General features: G+C 30.5%; 20 protein-coding genes. 8 read left to right on the top strand and 12 right to left on the bottom strand.

Translation table 11 applies throughout. From position 1 onward, the window contains the following. The first annotated feature begins 415 nt into the window (after positions 1–415). The 4 genes from AACQ14_RS00740 to AACQ14_RS00725 all read left to right on the top strand — a co-directional run bounded on the left by AACQ14_RS00740 (position 416) and on the right by AACQ14_RS00725 (position 2,101). Positions 416–736 carry a helix-turn-helix domain-containing protein gene (locus tag AACQ14_RS00740; RefSeq protein ID WP_339361649.1) on the top strand — a complete coding sequence of 107 codons (321 nt, stop codon included), beginning with the start codon at positions 416–418 and terminating at the stop codon, positions 734–736. Positions 737–906: 170 nt separating this feature from the next. Continuing rightward, positions 907–1,146, top strand: coding sequence for a hypothetical protein (locus tag AACQ14_RS00735; RefSeq protein WP_339361648.1), 240 nt, complete (start codon positions 907–909; stop codon positions 1,144–1,146). Next, positions 1,128–1,397, top strand: coding sequence for a hypothetical protein (locus tag AACQ14_RS00730; RefSeq protein WP_339361647.1), 270 nt, complete (start codon positions 1,128–1,130; stop codon positions 1,395–1,397). The genes AACQ14_RS00735 and AACQ14_RS00730 overlap by 19 nt, the downstream gene beginning before the upstream one ends. A gap of 17 nt (positions 1,398–1,414) precedes the next feature. Then, positions 1,415–2,101, top strand: coding sequence for a TolB-like translocation protein (locus tag AACQ14_RS00725; RefSeq protein WP_339361646.1), 687 nt, complete (start codon positions 1,415–1,417; stop codon positions 2,099–2,101). A 173-nt stretch (positions 2,102–2,274) separates the two neighbouring features. Here the strand turns inward: AACQ14_RS00725 and AACQ14_RS00720 are convergent, their stop codons facing one another. Together AACQ14_RS00720 and AACQ14_RS00715 are read right to left on the bottom strand one after the other, a co-directional pair. Continuing rightward, entirely contained in the window at positions 2,275–3,687 is a 1,413-nt protein-coding gene (locus AACQ14_RS00720) for a sulfatase family protein (RefSeq protein WP_339361645.1), read from the bottom strand. A gap of 251 nt (positions 3,688–3,938) precedes the next feature. After that, entirely contained in the window at positions 3,939–4,985 is a 1,047-nt protein-coding gene (locus tag AACQ14_RS00715) for a substrate-binding domain-containing protein (protein WP_339361644.1), read from the bottom strand. Positions 4,986–5,441: 456 nt separating this feature from the next. On the opposite strand from AACQ14_RS00715, the gene AACQ14_RS00710 reads away from it, so the two are divergent. The 4 genes from AACQ14_RS00710 to AACQ14_RS00695 all read left to right on the top strand — a co-directional run bounded on the left by AACQ14_RS00710 (position 5,442) and on the right by AACQ14_RS00695 (position 10,100). After that, positions 5,442–6,416 carry an ABC transporter permease gene (locus AACQ14_RS00710; protein WP_339361643.1) on the top strand — a complete coding sequence of 325 codons (975 nt, stop codon included), beginning with the start codon at positions 5,442–5,444 and terminating at the stop codon, positions 6,414–6,416. Positions 6,417–6,434: 18 nt separating this feature from the next. Continuing rightward, positions 6,435–7,361 (top strand): carbohydrate ABC transporter permease, encoded by a 927-nt coding sequence (locus AACQ14_RS00705; protein ID WP_339361642.1) that lies wholly within the window; start codon positions 6,435–6,437, stop codon positions 7,359–7,361. A gap of 112 nt (positions 7,362–7,473) precedes the next feature. Continuing rightward, the gene (locus AACQ14_RS00700) at positions 7,474–8,949 is read left to right on the top strand and encodes an ABC transporter substrate-binding protein (protein ID WP_339361641.1); all 1,476 of its coding nucleotides are present in this window, start codon (positions 7,474–7,476) and stop codon (positions 8,947–8,949) included. Between the two features lie 161 nt (positions 8,950–9,110). Further along, positions 9,111–10,100 (top strand): glycoside hydrolase family 130 protein, encoded by a 990-nt coding sequence (locus AACQ14_RS00695; RefSeq protein WP_339361640.1) that lies wholly within the window; start codon positions 9,111–9,113, stop codon positions 10,098–10,100. Positions 10,101–10,307: 207 nt separating this feature from the next. On the opposite strand, the gene AACQ14_RS00690 is transcribed toward AACQ14_RS00695, so the two are convergent. The 10 genes from AACQ14_RS00690 to AACQ14_RS00645 form a co-directional block, all read right to left on the bottom strand. Continuing rightward, positions 10,308–11,456, bottom strand: a complete 1,149-nt coding sequence (locus tag AACQ14_RS00690) for an exo-beta-N-acetylmuramidase NamZ family protein (protein WP_339361639.1) — start codon at positions 11,454–11,456, stop codon at positions 10,308–10,310. An 18-nt stretch (positions 11,457–11,474) separates the two neighbouring features. Continuing rightward, positions 11,475–12,368 carry an N-acetylglucosamine kinase gene (locus tag AACQ14_RS00685; RefSeq protein ID WP_339361638.1) on the bottom strand — a complete coding sequence of 298 codons (894 nt, stop codon included), beginning with the start codon at positions 12,366–12,368 and terminating at the stop codon, positions 11,475–11,477. Positions 12,369–12,552: 184 nt separating this feature from the next. Next, positions 12,553–13,395 carry a MurR/RpiR family transcriptional regulator gene (locus tag AACQ14_RS00680; RefSeq protein WP_339361637.1) on the bottom strand — a complete coding sequence of 281 codons (843 nt, stop codon included), beginning with the start codon at positions 13,393–13,395 and terminating at the stop codon, positions 12,553–12,555. 377 nt (positions 13,396–13,772) lie between these two features. Continuing rightward, complete coding sequence (locus AACQ14_RS00675; RefSeq protein WP_339361636.1) at positions 13,773–14,744, bottom strand: C39 family peptidase; 972 nt, start codon at positions 14,742–14,744, stop codon at positions 13,773–13,775. An 87-nt stretch (positions 14,745–14,831) separates the two neighbouring features. Then, complete coding sequence (gene larB / locus AACQ14_RS00670; protein ID WP_339361635.1) at positions 14,832–15,578, bottom strand: nickel pincer cofactor biosynthesis protein LarB; 747 nt, start codon at positions 15,576–15,578, stop codon at positions 14,832–14,834. Next, a complete protein-coding gene (gene larE, locus AACQ14_RS00665; protein WP_339361634.1) occupies positions 15,571–16,383 on the bottom strand; it encodes an ATP-dependent sacrificial sulfur transferase LarE in 813 nt (270 codons plus the stop codon). Before larE ends, larB begins: the two co-directional genes overlap by 8 nt. A 13-nt stretch (positions 16,384–16,396) precedes the next feature. Then, positions 16,397–17,617 carry a nickel pincer cofactor biosynthesis protein LarC gene (gene larC, locus AACQ14_RS00660; protein ID WP_339361633.1) on the bottom strand — a complete coding sequence of 407 codons (1,221 nt, stop codon included), beginning with the start codon at positions 17,615–17,617 and terminating at the stop codon, positions 16,397–16,399. Positions 17,618–17,670: 53 nt separating this feature from the next. Then, positions 17,671–18,780, bottom strand: coding sequence for an iron ABC transporter substrate-binding protein (locus AACQ14_RS00655; RefSeq protein WP_339361632.1), 1,110 nt, complete (start codon positions 18,778–18,780; stop codon positions 17,671–17,673). 33 nt (positions 18,781–18,813) lie between these two features. Beyond that, on the bottom strand, positions 18,814–19,566 hold the full coding sequence (locus AACQ14_RS00650; protein ID WP_339361631.1) for an ABC transporter ATP-binding protein: 753 nt from the start codon (positions 19,564–19,566) through the stop codon (positions 18,814–18,816). Continuing rightward, on the bottom strand, positions 19,563–20,660 hold the full coding sequence (locus AACQ14_RS00645; RefSeq protein ID WP_339361630.1) for a FecCD family ABC transporter permease: 1,098 nt from the start codon (positions 20,658–20,660) through the stop codon (positions 19,563–19,565). The genes AACQ14_RS00650 and AACQ14_RS00645 overlap by 4 nt, the downstream gene beginning before the upstream one ends. Positions 20,661–20,670 lie beyond the last annotated feature (10 nt).

Genomic DNA, 20,670 nt, shown 5'->3' with positions numbered 1-20,670 from the left:
TCATTACTTTTCAGTGATTTTATTACCTTTATATAGAAAATTATCCATTTTTTATATAAACTGATATAGTAATTAGCGATTAGTATATTTTTAAAATTCACACAAATAACAATGAAAGCAAAACAAAAAAGATTACTTTGCCTACTAAATAAACAAGTAACCTTTTCTGCATTTTTTATAAAGTCCATCCTATTTCATCTCTTTGACCTTTGCCATTTAAAGAATAAGAGATTATATCAGAAAGGGGTTAGCATGAACCTTATACATTTTTGCGAAGATATCACTGTTATTAATAATATCAATACAAAAGGTGAATAATATTTATTATAACATAAATAACCTATAAGTTCAATATTAACCTATAAGTTCATTAAACTTATCAGTTATTATTGATATATTGAATAGGGTGATAAAAATGATAGATTATAAACTGATTGGTAAGAGAATAAAAGAAAGTAGAAAATCAATGAAGCTGACTCAAGAAAATGTTTCAGAAATACTCAAAGTATCGCCAGAATATATCAGTAGAATAGAAACAGGGGCAACAAAACTTAACCTAGAAATGCTAGTTAAAATGAGCAATGTTTTAAATATTTCTCCAGCTTATTTATTAACAGGAATAAATACAGAATCGGCTGACTATCTAAGTCCTGAAATCAATGCATTATTAAAAGATTGTTCCTCTAAGAAAATTAAAGCAATATCAGAAATGATTAAAATTATCATCGACCTATAAGATGGACAGAATAAATCAACGTGTTTTAACAGCAGAGCTGTTTATATCACGTTGATTTATTTTTTGAAATCTATCTCCAAAGCCAACTAAGTAGCTCTAAACTCTTTAATATTTTTAGTAAATGCTATTATTGTGACAACTAGCTGTCAATATTTAATCGGAGGTACTAAATGAAAAATTACAATTTTAAAATATTAACTGTTATTATTATACTATCCATACTTGTAACATCATGTGCTATTAATTCTAAAGACAAAGCTAAGGAGACTGAAATTAATGATATATGTCAAGATATCTCTGATATTAAAGATGGGTCAAACCCAAGAAAAAAGATATTGAAGATGCGACTACAATTTTTTTACCTGAAAATACTGTTAGAAATTATGGATTTATGGATAACGAAAACTTAATGATTCTAATCCAAAACAGTGAAGATTCAGAGGATAGTTTTTGTCTATATAATATTAATACAAACATATTAAAAGAAATAGATACGGGTAAAAATTTGAAGTTCGAAAAAAAATACTTTATTCTACTAACAATAGTAATACAAGTAAATATCGTAATAACTATATATATGATATTGAAAAAAACACAACCGATCTTATTACTGGTTGGTATAAAGCTATCTTTGCAGATTACAATGGTCGATATGTATTAGGTGATGGTCTTAACAAAATGTTAGATTTAGATACTGGAAAGCTCAAAACTTATGATAATAATCATGGCACATGGACATATTTTTTAGACAATAATTGTACACATCCTTTCCCTAACAATAAATTATATTTTGTAGGAGACCACATAATATACAAAGGACTAGAAAAAGAAATTGATGAAAAACTGGCTCGTCATAATATAGGGATATATAGTTTGGATACAGAAACAATGAACATAGATGAACCAATACTTTTATTCCCTGAAGTAATTTATACCTTAAACAAAAGTCCAAACGAATCATATTATATAAGCCAATTTGATTTTATAAATGATGGAAAAAATATAATATTCTCGGGAACTTACGAAAAACACAGAGGTATATTTATATATGATATTGATACGAAAGAAATAATAAACGTAGTATTTTCATCTAACATCAGTTCATACACTCTATCTAATGACAAAACAAAGATACTTTATTGTATTAATGGAAATCATGGAAACAAAAGTATGTATTTAGCACATATTGATAAAAACACTCTTGTATCAAAAAAATGTTTATATAATGAAGTCCAATTAAATCTATCTTCTTGGTGGTCTCCAGATGATACATTTTTTCTAGTAAATGAGAAAGAATACTCTTCGTCACCAGAAATAGACGGGTGTAGATTTGATAAAATCAGAAAATTTAATATAGCAGAATAAATGATTTATGTATAAATTATTAGTACTATAACTAGTAAAACACATATTCATCGTCTAATAATATCTTTAAAAATCATAAATAAAGGTATAGTTAATATTTACTGATGCTAACAAATAATTAATCTATACCTTTCAGTTTATTACTATATAATTATCTAATCAACCTATTTTTCCTATTTCAATCTTTCTGAATAATCCAATACCGCATTAGGACCAGTGTGATTTTCCATACCAGGTTTATGCTGTCTATATTTTTTATCATATTCACTCTTAAGACTGAAGAAATTATCATTAGTCTTTTCTATGTGATTCTTCAGCTTTTCCCTATACTGTTCTAAAATATGTTTATATTCTGGTTTTACAGCTAAATTGATATTTTCTAATCTATCATTTTTCATGTCAAATAACTCTTCGCTGTTATTTTCTCGATATACGGTATATTTATAATCCTTATCAAGATACATCCTACCTGGAACTATGTAACCATCATATTCATCATACCATTGAGCGCTTACATATTCATTATCTGCAGTATCACTTTCCCCGATAATCTGTTTATATTGACTTATACCTTCTTCCTTTTTATAAGTTGGTATACCTGCATAATCAGCTAGTGTTGGATATATATCAAGAAGTGAAACTAATCCATTAACCCTTCTATTCCCCTTTACTTTATTTCCTGAAAAAATAAGAGGAACCCTGTTAGTTTCTTCATAAAAAGCACCATACTTTGTAACCAAACGGTGAGATGCCATTCCTTCACCATGATCTGCAAAAAATACTATCATAGTATCATCTTTCTTTCCTGATTCTTCTAGAGCTTTCAATATCTTACCTATCTGTTTATCCACAACACCGATGTAATGATAATAGGCATATAGATAGTGTCTAAAATCATCTTCCCCCCAATGAATTGTCTGACTCTGTCGTCTATGACCACAGCACATATATTGTATAAATTCTGGACGATTAAGTGCATCATCAAAATTATAATTATCTGGTAATGGAGGTAACTCATCTTTATTAATACCAAAATCCTTATGTCCTAATTCGTTTTCACCAATATATGAACATATGTTATGAGGATTTTGTAGATCTGCAACCAATAAAAATGGATTATCAGAAGCTTCTTCTTTTAGATAATGAACCATCTTTCTCGTTGTATCTTCATCATAAAATGTTTCGTAATTAACCGTTATAGCCGGATTATCTCTTTCACTCTTTATCTGTTCATAATCCATTATTTTAAAACCTCGTAACGCTCCATAATCATGTCTTTTACCTATATGTACACAATCATAACCATTTTTACTGAATAGATCTCCCAGTGTTTCAATCTCTGTAGAGAATGTATCAAATCCTTGATCAGGTAAATTACTAAGAACTTTTGTTTGATGTGGATATTTGGAACTCCAAAAAGATGCTCTTGCAGGTTGACATAAAGGACATGTTGTATATGCATTCTCAAATATCACACCATTATCAGATAAACTATCAATGTTTGGTGCCTTAACATAATCATTGCCATATGCCCTAAGTGCTGTAGCACTTAATTGGTCACAAATAATCATTAATATATTTTTCATATCTCTTCTCCTTAATTTTCCTTGGTTAACACGCTATAATTGTTATTTTTAAAGTAAAATAAATACTTATAAATTAATTATATATAATAATTAACAAAAATATATCGTTAATTTTCAACTTATATACTTTTTCATTTTAATTATATATTGAAAAACCAAAACATCAGCAAAATTCTAGAATTTTATTAAAATAAATAAAAAACGGTCATTCAACACAATAATAGTGTATGAATGACCTGGTGTGGTTTATTTTAAAAATCTGTAGATTTCTTAAAAAGAATCTTAGGTTGAATGTTAATTGTTTCAGTAGGATAATCAGGATGTTCTATTCTATATAATAACTGTCTAACAAGCCTCTCTCCCAACGCAGCGTTCTTCACTTGAACAGTAGTTAAATCTCCAGATAAATGAGTGTATTCTCTACTATCATCATATCCAGATATAGCTATATCCCCAGGAACACTATAGTGATTCCTCTTAAGATAATCCAGTACAAAATTAGCTATGAAATCACTAGCACAAACAAAAGCTTCTGGCAATTTATCCAATTTAGATAGAAAATCATTTATCTCTTCAGCATATGAATATATACCAATGCTATGGATAAGGCAAAAATCTTTATTAATGGTTAAATCATTTTTTTCCATTGCTGCAACATAGCCTTCAAATCTAGTATGGTTGGTTACAGCATAATTAATATCACCAATGAATCCTATTTCTTTTCTTCCTTTTTTAATAATGTTATCAGTTATGTTAAATAATGCATGATAACCTTCCAGCAAAACCAAATCTCCAGTAAGCTTTGACACTGGTATGGTTGGAACCATATCCAAAAATACTTTTGGGATTGCAAGATTATTTATCAATGACAATATATTATAATCATATACATTAAGTACGATAGTGCCTTGAACTGTTCCATCAACTAGAATATCAGGTAATTTATAATCCTTGCCCACTTTGGCAGGAAGATATGTATACATTAAGTTTATGTTAAGCAACGATAAGGTTTTCGCTATATTATGGATTATATCCATCCAAAAAATTGACGATTCAGGTCTACATACAATTACGGATATAGTCGTTTTTTCTACACTAGAGTAATTAGGGATCTCTGTACCATTATCTTCTTCATCATCAGTAGTTCGTAATTTTTCATATCCCAGTTCTTTAGATTTATCTAGTATTTTCTTGCGCAATGAATCTGAAACTCCAGGATAGTTATTGTGGACTTTCCAAACAGTTACACGAGATATATTAAGTTGGTCTGCGATTGTTTGCATTGTTATTTTTTTCATTTATACAGCCCCTATTCAATACGTTATTTAACATATGAATTAATAATCTTTTAACATTATTATATCAAATGTGTTTAATACCCTAATATACATTAATACTCACGATATTCATTTTTAGTATTAACAATTACTTTATAAATTATAGCATAATGATAAAAAGAGTACAACAATTGTAGCATGTTAATTATTCTAATATTTTATGCAAAAACTCATCTTAAGTACAGTAATGTTAACATTTAGGTTAACATTATTTTTAACATTTTATCAAAATAAATGTTAATTATTCTAATTTCTTCTATTACAGTTATTAATTTTACACTAAAAAACCTTAAAATAACCCATATACTAAGCATATTTAACAATTAAAATAACAAAAATGTTAAAAAAAGTTGTATTTTTTTATTAAACATGTTAAAATATAAATATGTTAAAAATACGGAGAGGAGAAAATGGTTTATGGTAATGGTTAAGGGAACAAAGAAACAGAAAAAGCAGAAAAGTATAAAAAGAAAATGGCGAAAAGATGATTTTGAATTAACATTGTTAGCAACTCCTACTTTAATATGGTATATATTATTTAGTTTTCTTCCTATGTTTGGAATCATTATAGCATTCAAAAAATATGTCACATTTCCAGGCAAAGGATTTCTCTATAACTTATTTAATAGTGAATGGGTTGGCTTTGATAATTTTAGATATCTTATTAAATCAAATACAATATTCATTTTACTTAGAAATACAATAGGATATAATCTTATCTTCATTATTTTAGGAATTATAGTTCCAGTTACTTTAGCAATTATGATAAGCCTTATATATAGCAAAAGAAAATCAAAAACTTATCAAACCATGATGTTCTTCCCTCATTTCATGTCATGGGTTGTAGTCAGCTATTTTGTATATGCTTTTTTAAGTATGGATAAAGGTGTGTTCAATAATGTTTTATCATTTTTTGGTAGAGATACTGTTAAATGGTATATGGAATCTAAATATTGGCCCTATATTCTAATATTTATGCAATTATGGAAAACAATTGGTTATAACATGGTAATCTACTTAGCAAGTATTGCAGGAATTAGTGGACAATTATATGAAGCAGCCGTAATTGATGGTGCAACTAAATGGCAGCAGATAAAGTACATAACACTTCCATCACTTAAAACAATTGTTGTCATGATGTTTATTCTTAATGTAGGTCGTATACTTAATACAGATTTTGGATTATTCTATCAAATAACAAGAAGTATTCCAGGATCGTTATATAATGTGGCATCCACTCTTGATACGTATGTATATACTGCACTCCGTTCTGCTTCACCTATAGGAATGACTGCAGCAGCAACTTTCTTTCAATCAGTAACCGGCTGTATTACTATTCTACTTGCAAATTGGATTGTACGTAAAATAGATAATGAAAATGCTATCATATAGAATGGAGGATTGAACATTATGTCTAAAAAGAATCAAGAAAAAGAAGAAATACTAAAGTTTAATAGAATCAAAAAATCTTCCAATGTCATATTTAACATTATTTTCATTATAACTTCGATTATAAGTATTGCTCCTATTATATTCGTATTCATGATATCTATAACATCAGAAAAATCTTTAGCAAGATATGGTTATCATTTAATACCAAAAGAATTTTCATTGGATGCATACATGTTTTTATACCAAGAGGCAGATGTTATCCTAAAAGCATTATTCATATCAGTTCTAGTTACATGTTTAGGAACTATAATCGGTGTTCTCCTTACAACAACAATGGGATATGTATTATCAAGACCTGATTATAAATTAAAAGGATTTTTGACTTGGATAGTATTCATACCAATGATATTTAATGGTGGAATGATTGCTACTTATGTAGTATATACCAACTTTCTTGGATTAAAGGATTCTATTTGGAGTTTGATATTACCTTTAGCAGTTAGTTCCTTCAACGTTATCATATGTAAGACATTCTTCAGAACAACAATACCAGAATCTATAATTGAATCTGCTAGAATAGATGGAGCTTCACAATTGAACATTTTTGTTAGTATTGTCTTACCTATATCCAAACCAGTAATAGCTACCATAAGTCTATTCTTAAGCTTTGGATATTGGAATGACTGGTTTTTATCTTCTTTATACATAAATGATTCAGACTTGCTTTCCTTACAGGCATTATTGAATAACATACAGAAGAATATTGAATATCTAGCTAATAATCCTACAGCAGGGGTATCTTTACAGCAATATAAAAATCAGATGCCAAAAGAAGGGGTTAGAATGGCTATTGCGATTATTATTGCTTTACCAATCGCATGTATCTATCCATTCTTCCAAAAATATTTTATTACAGGATTAACTATTGGCGCAGTAAAAGGTTGACATTGATATATCATATTATATTAGTTGAAACAAAGGCTTATATAATATTATATATATAATCTAATTATCTAATAGACGAATATGTCTATTTCAAAAAAAGGAGGAAAAACATATGAAAAGAAATAAGTTAGTTTTATGGGTAGTATTAATTGCAATGCTAGTGACTATTGCAGGATGTGCAAAAAAGACAGACACGAAAGATAATAATACAGATGGTCAGACTTCACAAGAAAAAAATAACGATAGCAGCAAAGAAAATATTCCAACTCTTAAATGGTACACAGTAGGTAATGGAATGCCAACAAATTATGATAAGTGGCAAAAACATATTAATGAATATTTAGAAGAAAAGATAGGGGCTCATGTTGATGTAAGTGTAATTCCTTGGGGTGAATGGGAAGATAAAAAGAGTTTAATCGTCAACTCTGGTGAATACTTTGATATACTCTTCACCAATGAGGCAAGATATAATACAGAAGTTTCATTAGGTACATTTAAAGATATTACAGAATTAGTAAAAACAGTAACTCCTGATCTATACAATTATATTCCAAAAGATTACTGGGATGCAGTTTCTGTAGACGGAAAAATATATTCTGTACCAACATATAAAGATAGTTCTGCAACTCAATATTTAGTATGGGATACTGCTATGGTTGATAAATATAGCATAGATATTAAAAATCTTAAAAGCCTTAACCAGTTAACTGACGTTTTCAAAGAAATAAGAGACGGTGAAAATGTTGCACCTTTCAAGTTATATAAAAATGGTTTAGACTATGTATTTTTCAACTATGATACTATGCAAGCAGGTTTACCAACATTAGGAGTTCGTTTTGATGATGATAAAAGAACTGTTGTTAACATTTTAGAACAAAAAGATATACTTGATAAATTAAGTATATTACACCAGTGGTATAAGGAAGGTATAATCAATGCTGATGCACCAGCACTTGATGAACAATCTGGATACAGAGTTGCATTTATTGCACAAGGATGGCCATCAGCTGCAAAAACAACATGGGGACCTAATACAGGTATAGAAGCAGAAGCAGTACAATTCACAAATACTATTGTATCAAATACAACAGTTGGTGGTTCACTTAACGGTATTTATTCAGGTACTAAATATCCTGAAAAATGTCTAAAGCTTATAGAATTAATGAATCAAGATTCATATGTGAGAGATGCATTCTACTATGGACTTGAAGGTGAAAACTTTGAATATACTGATGACGGAAAAGTACATAAATTCAACTCTGATTGGACAATGGCTGGATATACACAAGGTACTTTCTTCAATGTATCTCAACTAGATACAGATGAATTTAATCAATGGGATGAAGTAAAAGAATTAAATGCTAATGCTACTCCTTCAGTTTTAATAGGTTTCAGTTTAGATACATCAAGCATTGAGACAGAGTTAGCAGAATGCAGAGCTATATATCTAAAATATAGAAGTGAATTATTAACAGGAGCAAAAGATCCAATGGAATTAACTAAAACAATAACAGATGAACTGAACGCTGCAGGATTCCAAAAAATAATTACTGAAGCTCAACAGCAAGTTGATGAATTCAGTAAATAAAACATCCTAATTATATGTGACAAATTATTTTAATAATCTTTTATGGCAAGTGTTAAGATTAAGTCAATAATCTTTTAAAGAAGTCATTATCATTAAAGATTAGAGCTTATAGTTGACCCTTGCCATAAATATTAAATAAATAAAGTAAGGGGGACATACTAATGGCAAAAATTATTGGAAATAGTTTATCTAACATTCCATGGCAGGAAAAACCTGAAGGTTATGAAATGCCTATATGGAGGTATAAAAGTAACCCTATAATCAAACGAGATGCTATACCTTCATCTAATAGTATATTTAATAGTGCGGTTGTACCATTCAAAGATGGTTATGCAGGTGCTTTTCGCTGTGATAGCAAATCAGTTAGTATGGATATTTTTGCGGGTTTTAGTAAAGATGGTGTTAATTGGGAAATAGAACATGAACCTATTGTTTTTCAGAGTGACAATATGGAAATATTAAAAAAAGAATTTCGTTATGATCCAAGGATTTGTTTTATAGAAGATAGATATTACATCACTTGGTGTAACGGATATCATGGACCTACAATAGGTATAGGATATACATTTGATTTTAAAGAATTCTTCCAAATGGAAAATGCATTTCTTCCTTTTAATAGAAACGGTGTACTTTTCCCAAGAAAAATCAATGGAAAATATGCTATGCTCAGTAGACCTAGCGACAATGGGCATACACCTTTTGGAGATATTTATTATAGTCAAAGTAATGATTTGGAATATTGGGGTCACCACCGTCATGTTATGGCTACTATACCTGGTAATGATTCAGCTTGGCAGTCTACCAAGATAGGTCCTGGACCAATTCCTATTGAGACAGATGAAGGATGGTTATTGATATATCATGGGGTAATTACTACATGCAATGGATTTGTCTATAGAATGGGTTGTGCATTACTTGATATTAATGAACCATGGAAGGTAAAATACAGATCAAAAGACTATATAATGACACCAACAACAGATTACGAATGCATTGGTGACGTACCGAATGTTATATTCCCATGTGCCGCACTAACAGATGCTGGTACTGGAAGGATAGTATTATATTATGGATGTGCGGACACAGTAACAAGTTTGGCTTTTACTACAGTTGATACATTATTGAATTATCTAAAATCAAACTCACTCTAATAAAGATTATTCATATGAAATAAGATTCCTATATAAAATTTGTAGTTATGAAGCTATACTAATATATGAAGATGCAAAGTCAATTTTTGTCTCTGCATCTTTATTGAATTGGCTATTCATATTTTTATGTACTTTGAATAATAACTTTAAAAGATAAAAAACAGAACCTTAATCAGGCTCTGTATCAATGTCATATGGATTATTCCCTTAACGATAAAGATAGTATTTCTTTAGTACTTTATCAAAATCCATAATCTGTTTTCTCTGTTTTTCAATAAATTTTTCTGCATCAAAATCTTTTTCTCTTATTTCGTCTGTTCCAAGTAGAAGATCAATAAAATGATGTCCACCTTCTTTGAAAGGTTTTAACCATTCAAATGCATTATTGCTATTTTTAATCTCATCCAATAAGTATAAACCAGTCTTAAAAGGTTCAAAGCTATTTCTATCCATTACATGTATCTGTATTCCTTTGCAGTCCATATCTTTATACTTAGAGAAAGTAGGCTTAAAATACGTTTGTCTGAATTTGACACCTTTCAATCTTTTTTTATTCATGGCATCAATAACTTTTTTAGTATCAAGCCAAGGTGCCCCTATTATTTCAAAAGGTTTCGTTGTCCCTCTCCCTTCTGAAACATTAGTTCCCTCAAAAACACAGGTACCTATGTATACCAATGCAGATTGGATTGTTGGTATATTAGGCGACGGCATAATCCACTGTAGATCTGTTTCATCATAATACATTTCTCTCTTCCACCCTGTGCAAGGCACAACTGTCAAATCACAATTAATATTTTTCTGAGCATTTATCAGTTTAGCAAACTCCCCTATGGTCAAAGCATATCTTGTAGGCATAGAATATTTTCCTACAAAAGATTGAAATCTTTCATCTAATAAAGTTCCCTCAACTTTAGTTCCGCCTAATGGATTGATTCTATCTAAAACTACAAAAGGTATTCCTTTTTCCCTACACCCTTCCATAGCATATGTCATTGTATATAGATATGTATAAAATCTAGCTCCTACATCTTGAATATCAAATATGACGATATCTATATCTTTTAACATATCGCTGGAAAGACGCTTATTCTTACCATATAAGGAATATACAGGTTTATTAGTATCTTCATCCACATATGATTCAACTTTCGCACCAGCTTGTACATTCCCTCTTACTCCATGTTCTGGAGAATAGAGGCAACAAAGATTATAGTTCCTGTCAATAATATCGATTGTTGCCTCAAGATTCTTATCTACACCTGTTGGATTAGTTATAAGTCCTATTTTTTTACCCTTTAATAAATTATTTATGTTATTAATATTGTCTATTCCGTTTTTAACCTTAATGTTCATTTTATAACTCCTCCAAGGCTAGATAGAACTCTCTTCAATAAATATGTAATATCCTCCAATAGTAGGAGAACATTGTTTTTCTAGCAATTTTAAGTTAGGTAATTCGTTTTTCATTCTATGAATAATAGTATTTTTGACTAGTGGTATCTTCATGATACTACCTGAAAATGTTATGTAATCATTGTTGAAATTCATAGAGTTGCATAAAGTCTTTATTATATCAAACAAATGTTGCCCTGCCCTTACTAGGATGTCTATAGCTGTTTTGTCATTATTTTCAGCTTCGTCTAATATTACAGGCACTATGGAAGCAATTTGCCCTTTTGGAGAATTGTAAACAAAATCAATAAGATATTTTATTTCGTTAATATTAATATGTTTTAATATCTTCTTACTTAGATTACTGAATTCTCTTCTTTCATCTCGTTCTTTTACAATACGTCTTATAGCTTCCATTGCAATATAATATCCACTGCCTTTATCATCAATTAAATGTCCCCAGCCACCACATCTTTCTATAGTGTTGCCTTTCTTTCCATAACCAATTGAACCTGTTCCAGAAATAAGTAATATTCCATCTTTTCCTTCTAAATAACCATACATAGCTAATTTTGCATCATTAGTTACAATAACCTTTGTATCGTAATATTTAATAAGATAAGATTTAATCTCTTCTAATGCATTGCCTGTTTCTGCTCCAGCTGCACCAACTACAATCCCTTTACATTCTGAAGCTGTCAAGGAACTCATACATTCATCTATTCCTGTTTTAATATTCCTAAGAGCTTCTTTCTTATCTACAACAACACTCCCAAAAGAACTAGTTGCACTAGATAGAAGTTTGCCCCCAAGACTATAAGCTTCACAACTTGTTTTAGTGCCTCCTGCATCAACTCCTATAATATATTGCATATAAATATCACCTTAATCCTAACACAAGTTATTATTTTGAATATTTCTAGTATATTTATTATATAATATATAGAATCTGATTTCAAGCTTTATTTGTATTATATGAAATATTATTTCAAAAATATCTATTATATTGCCCTGCATAAGCTGTAAATTCTTGTTGCAGGGTAATATTATAGTTGATCTATATTCTTAACCTAGCTATTATTTCTCTTGTTTTTTGTAGATACTCTTCATTTTTGTCAAAGTTATCTTTTACTACTCCAACAAATAACAAGTCTACAATAAATAATTGAGCATATCTAGATTGTACTGCTCCAATTCTTATTTCATTTTCTCTATTAGGTAAAAGCAAACACATATCTGCTATAGATGCTAAAGGTGATTTGCCGCACTTGGTAACAGCTATACACTTAGCACCTTTACTCTTCGCAGTTTGTACTGCTATATTTACTTCCTTTGTTTTGCCACCATATGAAAATGCAACTACTGCATCCTTATCTGTAATATGAACAGAACTGGCTACTCCAAGGTTATAGTCTGGATAATATACACATTTTTTATTGATTCTTACAAGTTTTTGAAGCATGTCCTCCGCTACGATACCTGAGGCGCCTATTCCAAATAGATATATGGTTTCAGCTTTCCTTAATACATCGATTGCAGCTTCTAATTGTTTTGGTTTCAACAGATTATATGTCTCATTCAATGTGGATGTAATGTTAAGCATAACTTTTTTAGTCATCTCTTCAAAACTATCATCTGAATGTAAAAGAAAGTCTAGGTATTCACTATTTTGAGATTCAACATCTCTGGCAAGCTGTATCATCATCTCACTATAGCTGTCATATCCTAGTTTACGAGTAAATCTCACAACAGATGCAGGCGATACTTTACTTATTTTTGCAAGTTCATTGGCATTCAATCCCAATACTTTGTTAGTGTTCTTAAGTATATAATTAGATATTTTACTCTCTGAAACAGTAAATTCTTCAGATAACTGATTAATTATTGATAAACAACCCATAATATCACTCTTTCTAATTAAGTTTTTTGCATCATTAATGTGATTTTTCCTATGTCTTATATATTTATTATATTATATAATGATGATTTGTAAATCATTTCTTAATAGGATGCTTGCTGTTATTCACCTTTTTCTATTGTTTAGTTTTATTATATATACTTTTTTAGAATTATGCAATATAATTTCATTGTTTTTTATTAATTTATGTAATTAAATTTCTAAATTCTAAAGAAGCCTCTCATTTCCTATATCAGACTAAGGCTTCTGATATCTCTCATATAACTGATGAGTTCATAAATAATCTAAAACAATAATAATAGCATAAAATCAAAGAAAGCTACTGCTTCATTCATAATAGCAGTAACTTTCTTTGGATATTAACTACTGAATGCCCATAGATTTTTAGATTGTTTCATAAAAACATCTATATCCCATTCTTTATTACTTCTTTCTATACTATTCGGGTCATTTACTGTTATTTTCCCCTCATCTGTTATACCTGTCAACACAATAAAATGACCTGTTGTAGTAAAATCTCCTGGTCTCAGGCTAACAACTATGGGATTACCCTCTCGCAGATTTGATTTAATAGTTTTTTCACTTAACGGTAATACTGTTGAATCTAGTCCAAAGGATTCGGCACCATCTGTCATAAGAGACCAGCTAGATCCGGAACCCTCTATAAAGTACCCGTTCTCATAACTGAAATCCGATACAACTTTTGGATTTTTCTCAGTATCACCAGTAAGTGCCACTATGACCATTGATAAAACTGTTGGTCCGCAACCGGAAAGTCCTATTGGAGAATCTCCGTAATTATAATATCCCCAACGTTGGTCCCATTGTAAAAAAAGTGGTATCTCACCTTGCTTGTACTCTTGAGTGATATCTATTGAACTATCCTCATCTATTGCTGGATATTTAGTTGGATAATCTAGGACAAATTTTATTGTTTCTGGATTTCTTACTATAAGTTCTAAAAGTTCATCTGGGTAATCTTTGACATTTTTTAGTATCGTTTTTACATCTGGATACTCCCCAGCTAGTTCTATGAGTTCTTCTCTATTAGGTATATCAGCCGGATATTCTTCTGGAGGATCAGGGGTAGTTACATTTTCTCTTACTGTAACTTCTCTGTCATATTTAAAATTAATTTCTTCACTTCTAACATTGTTTGTAATAGAGTCACCCTGATTAACTATTTTATAAGCCATAAAAGCTATTAAACCACAACTTAATAAAAAGAGTATAACACCCTTTCCTGTTCGGCGGTTTTGTTTTCTATAAGTATTATTACGTATCTTGCTATAATTATCTGGATAGTTGTCCACATCAATCTTCCCTTTCATGTTTTTCTTAAACTATATCACAAATTCAGTGAGGATAGATTGATTTTTGATAAATTATTTCTTAAGATTTTCTAAAGGTGTTTTTTATTATATTTTATTAATCATACTGGCATTATAAGCTGCACCAAATCCATTATCTATGTTAACAACTGAAACACCAGAAGCACAACTGTTCAACATGGAAAGTAGAGCCGATAAACCATTGAAGTTAGCCCCATACCCAACACTTGTTGGAACAGCTATGATGGGTTTATCTATCAAACCTCCTACTACACTGGCTAATGCTCCTTCCATACCAGCTATTACGATAATGACCTTTGCTTCCCTAATAATATCTAGTCTAGCATATAACCTGTGAATACCTGCTACACCAACATCAGTTATTACCTCTACTTTGTTTCCTAGTATTAACGCAGTTTCTTTTGCTTCTTCAACTACTGCTAAATCAGAAGTTCCTGCTGAAACTATAGCAATATAAGATTCTGTTCTTGGAATTTTATTTGCCTCATAAGTAATGGTTCTGCCTAACTCGTTATATCTTAAATCCCTATGCAAACCTTTAACTTCTTCAAACATTTCCTTACTAGCTCTAGTTGCTAGAATATTATTGTTTTTAGTTAACATAAATTTTATTATTTCTCGAACTTGAGATATGGTTTTATTTTCACAATATATTACTTCTGGATACCCTACTCGAATTTCTCTATGATTATCAATCTTAGCAAAACCAAGATCCTTGAATGGCAGGTCTTTTATTGCTCTATATGCCTCATCTACAGAGATATTATTATTTTTCAATTGCTCTAACAGCTGCATAATATCTTTTTCATTCATCCCTATCACCTGCCTCAATATCTTTTATACTGAAATTACCCATTTTATAACCTTGTAAATCTAATGTAGTATAGTCAAAACCTATTTTTGAAAAATAATCAGTAATATTTTCTCTGATTTTTTCATCAAAAATCTTACTTAAGTCATTCTTAGTCAGTTCTATTCTCGCTAAGTTTCCATGTACCCTTACCCTACATGCTCTCAAACCCTTATTCATCAAATATTTTTCTGCTTCTTCTATCCTAGCTAAGGTAGTATTTTCTATTACTGTGTCATGTGGGATTCTAGTCAAAAGGCAGGCATAGGAAGGTTTATTCCATACTTCTAGTTCTTTGTTCCTTGACATTTCTCTAATATCAGATTTAGTAATTTCACATATAAGTAATGGACTTACAATCTCTAATTCTTTCAACGCTTTCATACCTGGCCTATAATCCTTGATATCATCAAAATTGGTTCCATCAATAATATATCTGTAATTTTCATTTTTAGCCTTTTCTTTAATCTTCTGGAAGATATACTTCTTACATAGATAGCATCTATTTATGGGATTATGCTTTATATCTTCTACAATATCCACCTCTAAAAAATCATGTTTCACTCCTATTTTTTGTGTGAATTCTTTGGATTCTTCAATTTCCCAATTTGCTATATAAGGTGAGTTTATTGTTACAGCCTTAATATTATCGCCCAATGCTTCTTTTGCTGCATATAACAAAAAGGTACTATCCACTCCTCCTGAAAAAGCTATTATTACCTTTTCTAATTTTTTCAAGTATTGTATTAAGGTATTATATTTGTCCATAATCATTCTCCAATCAAGTTAATTTATATATTTCATCATAAATAGTTCTTATTGGTATTTCATGTTCCGTTGCTAATCTTTTACATACTTCGTATTCTGGTTTCATTTTTATGACTTTACCATCTAGCAGCCCTTTTTTTATAGGTATATCTCCATATTTTGTTGAAAGGGTTATAAACTCTCTATCCAGCATTACTTTTTCAACTGTATATTTTCTAAGACCTAAGGTAGTTGTCTCTACTAGTAATACATTCTCTATTTTATGTAAACTAGTTGAATCAACTAAGACACTTAATTTAATGGCTGGTCTTCCTTTTTTCATTATGATAGGTGTTTTATATACATCCAATGCTCCATTTTCAAAAAGTTTATCTTCTATATAACCAAATAGTTCTGAATTCATATCATCAATGTTGATTTCTAACATTGTCTGAACATCTTTGACTTTATCATCAACCTCACCTAGAAAAGCCCTTAATACATTTGGTATTTCAAAATCTTTGGTACCTAGTCCATATCCGATTTTTACTATTTTAAAATCTATTTTATCAGTGAATTCATTAACTATAGTCTTTAATATTGCCGCTCCTGTAGGAGTTGTTGTTTCAGAATTCACTTTTCCCATGTGTATAGGTATATTAGTAAGAATCTCTGTAGTTGCAGGGGCTGGAACAGGAATAATTCCATGTGCACATTTAACGAATCCACCGCCTAACTCTACTGTAGAAGACATAATTCTATCTACCTTAAGATTATCAATGCATATAGCTGCTCCTATAATATCAACTATGGAATCAACAGCACCTACTTCATGAAAATGGACTTTCTCAATAGATTTCCCATGTACTTTTGCCTCGGCTTTTGCTACAGCTAAAAACATATCCTTACTCAATTTCTTCACGTTCTCGTTTAAATTACTCTCATCAATAATTTTATATATACTATTTAGATTTCTATGTTCGTGATTATGTGTATGTGTATCTGTATGCTCATGTTTGTGTTCATATTCTTGTCCATGTACATGCCCATGTTTATTTTCTAAAATCACATCTACTTTTGTTCCCGTAATTCCCATCTTTTGTTTTGTTTGAATCTTAATCTTAAATTCTTGTGATATAGTTAGCTTATTCAGTTCTTCTATAAGATAATCTTTATCTACACCTAAATCTATTAATGCACCTAAGTTCATATCTCCACTTATTCCAGCGAAACAGTCATAGTATAAAATTTTCATTCAAGTCTACTCCTTCTTTTCATAAACATTAATTATTTATCCCCTTTGAATTGTCAATTTATTGAGACTTTACGGAACTCACCAAAATCCTCAGCCATTTTCTTATAAACTTCTTTTCCAAGTAGAAACTTATAAATCTCATCTGCTTTTTTCTCAGGTTCTATATCCTCGAAACTATCTGGGTAAAGAACTTTCCCAAGATAATATGCATCTGCCATTGCAGTACCTATGTTGGTATGATAAAAATTATATGGCAATTGTGAGTACAACTCACCATCTTTGAATGCAGATAAAGTGTTATAAAAATCTGGATTCTTGTTATAATCATCTTTTACTAGATTCAGTCCACCATAGTCAATAAATATCTTATCAGGATTCCATTCAATTAGTTTTTCTTTATCTATCATTATAGAACCTGTTTTTCCAACTTCATCTACAACATTTTTTGCATTTATTGCTTCGAATAGGGAATAATCTCCATAAGTACTTTCTATACCATGACTTCCTTTATATGATAGAGCGCCTATATATGCACTTGATTTTTTACTTTCTTCAATATCTTTCGTTCTTTCATTCAAATCATCATGACAATCTTTCATGAAATTGATCACTTCATCGGCTCTATTTTCCCTCCCCATAACTTTTCCTATGATTTCTAATGACTCATATACAGCAGGGTCAAAAGTCGATACTTTACCATAACTTAATGCTACTACTGGTATTCCAGTCTTAGCTTGCAGTTCATCTACTGAAGCCTTATCATATGCATACATTGAAAATATTACATCTGGTTTTACTGATAATAGTTTTTCAGCATCAGGAGAATTATTTGGTCCTCCTGGACCTATTACCTCTAGTTCTTTTAATGACTCATTAGCAATAGCATAGGGCCTTCCTGTAGGATGGTCCTTTTCTATCTGTTCTATTCCAACTATTTTATCTGTACTATCTATGTAACAATACAACCTTAATGCTCCAGGTCCAATAGCAACTATTTTATTGGCATTGTTATCCATTGATATAGTTCTTCCCAACATATCTGTCAATGTTATTTTAGTAGAGCTTGAATCGTTGTCAGTTGTTGTTTTGGAAGCACAACCAATGAACATAATCGTTGTTATTAAAAATGTTATAGCTATTAATATTTTATTTTTCTTATTCATAATCATAGATCTCCTTGACAATATTTGTATTTATCAGATGGGTACTACAACCATCTTACTGTTCAATTTTTCAACTTTCACTGGAACTGAATAGACAGACTCTATGTTGTGAGAAGTCATGATTTCTATCCCTCCAGCTGCATATATTTTGCCCTCTTTCAACAATATGAATTTATCAGCAAATCTTAAGGCTAAATTCAAATCATGTATTGTAACTAGGGCAGATATTTTCTTATTTTTAACTACATATTTAATTATATTTATTACTTCTAACTGATTTTTTAAGTCAAGACTGCTTGTGGGTTCATCAAACATAAGAATCTTAGGCTCTTGTGCTAATGCCCTGGCTATAATAACTTTTTGCAGTTCTCCGCCGCTTAATTCATCGATATATCTCAAAGAATATTCTTGTAATCCAAGCATTTCTATTGCTCTATTTACGATGTTCAAATCTTTCTCTGTAACATCCCATTTAATATATGGTTTTCTGCCAATAAGAACAGTATCAAATACAGTTGTTCTGAAGGACTGATTACTCTGAGAAACATAACCTATCCTCTTAGCTAAATCTGTTTGGTTTAATTTATGAACATCAGATTCATCTATTAAAACTGCTCCCTTTTGAGGTTTTAGAATTCTGTTTATACATTTTAGGAGTGTGGATTTTCCTGTTCCATTAGTACCTAATATGGCAAGGCATTCTCCCTTTTTTATAGAAAATGAAACGTCTCTCAAAACTTTATTACTTGGGTAACTAAATTCTAATCCTTGTACTGATAGAATCATTTTTTATTATGCCCCCTTAACAGTAAATATAGAAATAATGGTGCTCCTAAAAAAGAAGTTATTGCTCCTACTGGTAATATAACTGGTGCAATTATTGTTCTAGCCAATGTATCTGCAAATAATAAAATTATTGAACCGGTTACAGCGGATATTGGTATCAAAAATCGATGATCTCCGCCAATGATTCTTCTTACTATCTGTGGAGATATGAGTCCGATAAACCCGATTATTCCAAGAAATGCAACAGCTACCGATGTTATCAATGAGGAAACAAACATACCTCCGAAACGGACTCTTTCTACATTTACACCTAGACTTTTAGCTGACTCTTCTCCACTATCCAGGGCATTATAGTCCCATCTTTTTACCATGAAATATATTAAAGCAATACCTATAACAACAGCCATTATTATTACTTCGTTCCATGATACTCTACCTAGATCACCGAATGTCCAGAAAACTGCTGCTGCTACCTGTACATCATCAGCAAAATATTGGATTAAAGTAGTTCCAGCAGAAAAAAGCGAACCTAATGCAACACCAGCTAATATAATTGATTGAGGTGAAAAACTTCTTAATTTAGCTAGTAACAAAATGACAAAAGCTGCTAACATAGATAGAGTAAAAGCCGACAGGGTTACTATATAGGGATTATTAATAATAACTGCATCAGCTCCCAAACTTCGAAAACTTCCTGCTCCAAATATAATTATAGCTAGATTAGCTCCAAAAGCTGCTGCGTTAGATATTCCTAATGTTGATGGTGAAGCTAATGGGTTTCGCAGGTTATTTTGCATTACACACCCTGATACCGATAGACCAGCACCTGCAACAATTGCAGCAATGATTCTTGGTAAACGGATACGTAGAACAACCACATTAGAGACTTCTGTTCCTCGGCCAATAATAGCTCCTAATATTTCATTGAACCTTATATTGGTTGAACCTGCATTGATAGCAATAATTGATAATATGATCATTATAATAATAGAACATATGGCTATAGCTACTTTCTTAGCAGTATAGCTTTTATATGCTTCTATTCCATTGTTTTTTTCAGCTGCTTTAGAATTAATTTTCATCACATCTTTCATATCATTATGT

Source organism: Vallitalea maricola (assembly GCF_036985595.1).
GTDB lineage: Bacteria > Bacillota > Clostridia > Lachnospirales > Vallitaleaceae > Vallitalea > Vallitalea maricola.
This window is presented reverse-complemented; position numbering and strand designations above follow the sequence as displayed.

Excerpts from the sequence above, each read along its gene's own strand:
- AACQ14_RS00650 (WP_339361631.1), bottom strand. The coding sequence starts at position 19,566 with ATGATTCTATCAGTACAAGGATTAGAATTTAGTTACCCAAGTAATAAA.
- larE (WP_339361634.1), bottom strand. The coding sequence starts at position 16,383 with ATGGACAAATATAATACCTTAATACAATACTTGAAAAAATTAGAAAAG.
- larC (WP_339361633.1), bottom strand. The coding sequence starts at position 17,617 with ATGAAAATTTTATACTATGACTGTTTCGCTGGAATAAGTGGAGATATG.
- AACQ14_RS00645 (WP_339361630.1), bottom strand. The coding sequence starts at position 20,660 with ATGAAAGATGTGATGAAAATTAATTCTAAAGCAGCTGAAAAAAACAAT.
- AACQ14_RS00730 (WP_339361647.1), top strand. The coding sequence starts at position 1,128 with ATGGATAACGAAAACTTAATGATTCTAATCCAAAACAGTGAAGATTCA.
- AACQ14_RS00720 (WP_339361645.1), bottom strand. The coding sequence starts at position 3,687 with ATGAAAAATATATTAATGATTATTTGTGACCAATTAAGTGCTACAGCA.
- AACQ14_RS00655 (WP_339361632.1), bottom strand. The coding sequence starts at position 18,780 with ATGAATAAGAAAAATAAAATATTAATAGCTATAACATTTTTAATAACA.
- AACQ14_RS00705 (WP_339361642.1), top strand. The coding sequence starts at position 6,435 with ATGTCTAAAAAGAATCAAGAAAAAGAAGAAATACTAAAGTTTAATAGA.
- AACQ14_RS00700 (WP_339361641.1), top strand. The coding sequence starts at position 7,474 with ATGAAAAGAAATAAGTTAGTTTTATGGGTAGTATTAATTGCAATGCTA.
- AACQ14_RS00690 (WP_339361639.1), bottom strand. The coding sequence starts at position 11,456 with ATGAACATTAAGGTTAAAAACGGAATAGACAATATTAATAACATAAAT.
- larB (WP_339361635.1), bottom strand. The coding sequence starts at position 15,578 with ATGAATGAAAAAGATATTATGCAGCTGTTAGAGCAATTGAAAAATAAT.
- AACQ14_RS00680 (WP_339361637.1), bottom strand. The coding sequence starts at position 13,395 with ATGGGTTGTTTATCAATAATTAATCAGTTATCTGAAGAATTTACTGTT.
- AACQ14_RS00685 (WP_339361638.1), bottom strand. The coding sequence starts at position 12,368 with ATGCAATATATTATAGGAGTTGATGCAGGAGGCACTAAAACAAGTTGT.
- AACQ14_RS00695 (WP_339361640.1), top strand. The coding sequence starts at position 9,111 with ATGGCAAAAATTATTGGAAATAGTTTATCTAACATTCCATGGCAGGAA.
- AACQ14_RS00715 (WP_339361644.1), bottom strand. The coding sequence starts at position 4,985 with ATGAAAAAAATAACAATGCAAACAATCGCAGACCAACTTAATATATCT.
- AACQ14_RS00725 (WP_339361646.1), top strand. The coding sequence starts at position 1,415 with ATGTTAGATTTAGATACTGGAAAGCTCAAAACTTATGATAATAATCAT.
- AACQ14_RS00675 (WP_339361636.1), bottom strand. The coding sequence starts at position 14,744 with ATGAAAGGGAAGATTGATGTGGACAACTATCCAGATAATTATAGCAAG.
- AACQ14_RS00740 (WP_339361649.1), top strand. The coding sequence starts at position 416 with ATGATAGATTATAAACTGATTGGTAAGAGAATAAAAGAAAGTAGAAAA.
- AACQ14_RS00735 (WP_339361648.1), top strand. The coding sequence starts at position 907 with ATGAAAAATTACAATTTTAAAATATTAACTGTTATTATTATACTATCC.
- AACQ14_RS00710 (WP_339361643.1), top strand. The coding sequence starts at position 5,442 with ATGGTAATGGTTAAGGGAACAAAGAAACAGAAAAAGCAGAAAAGTATA.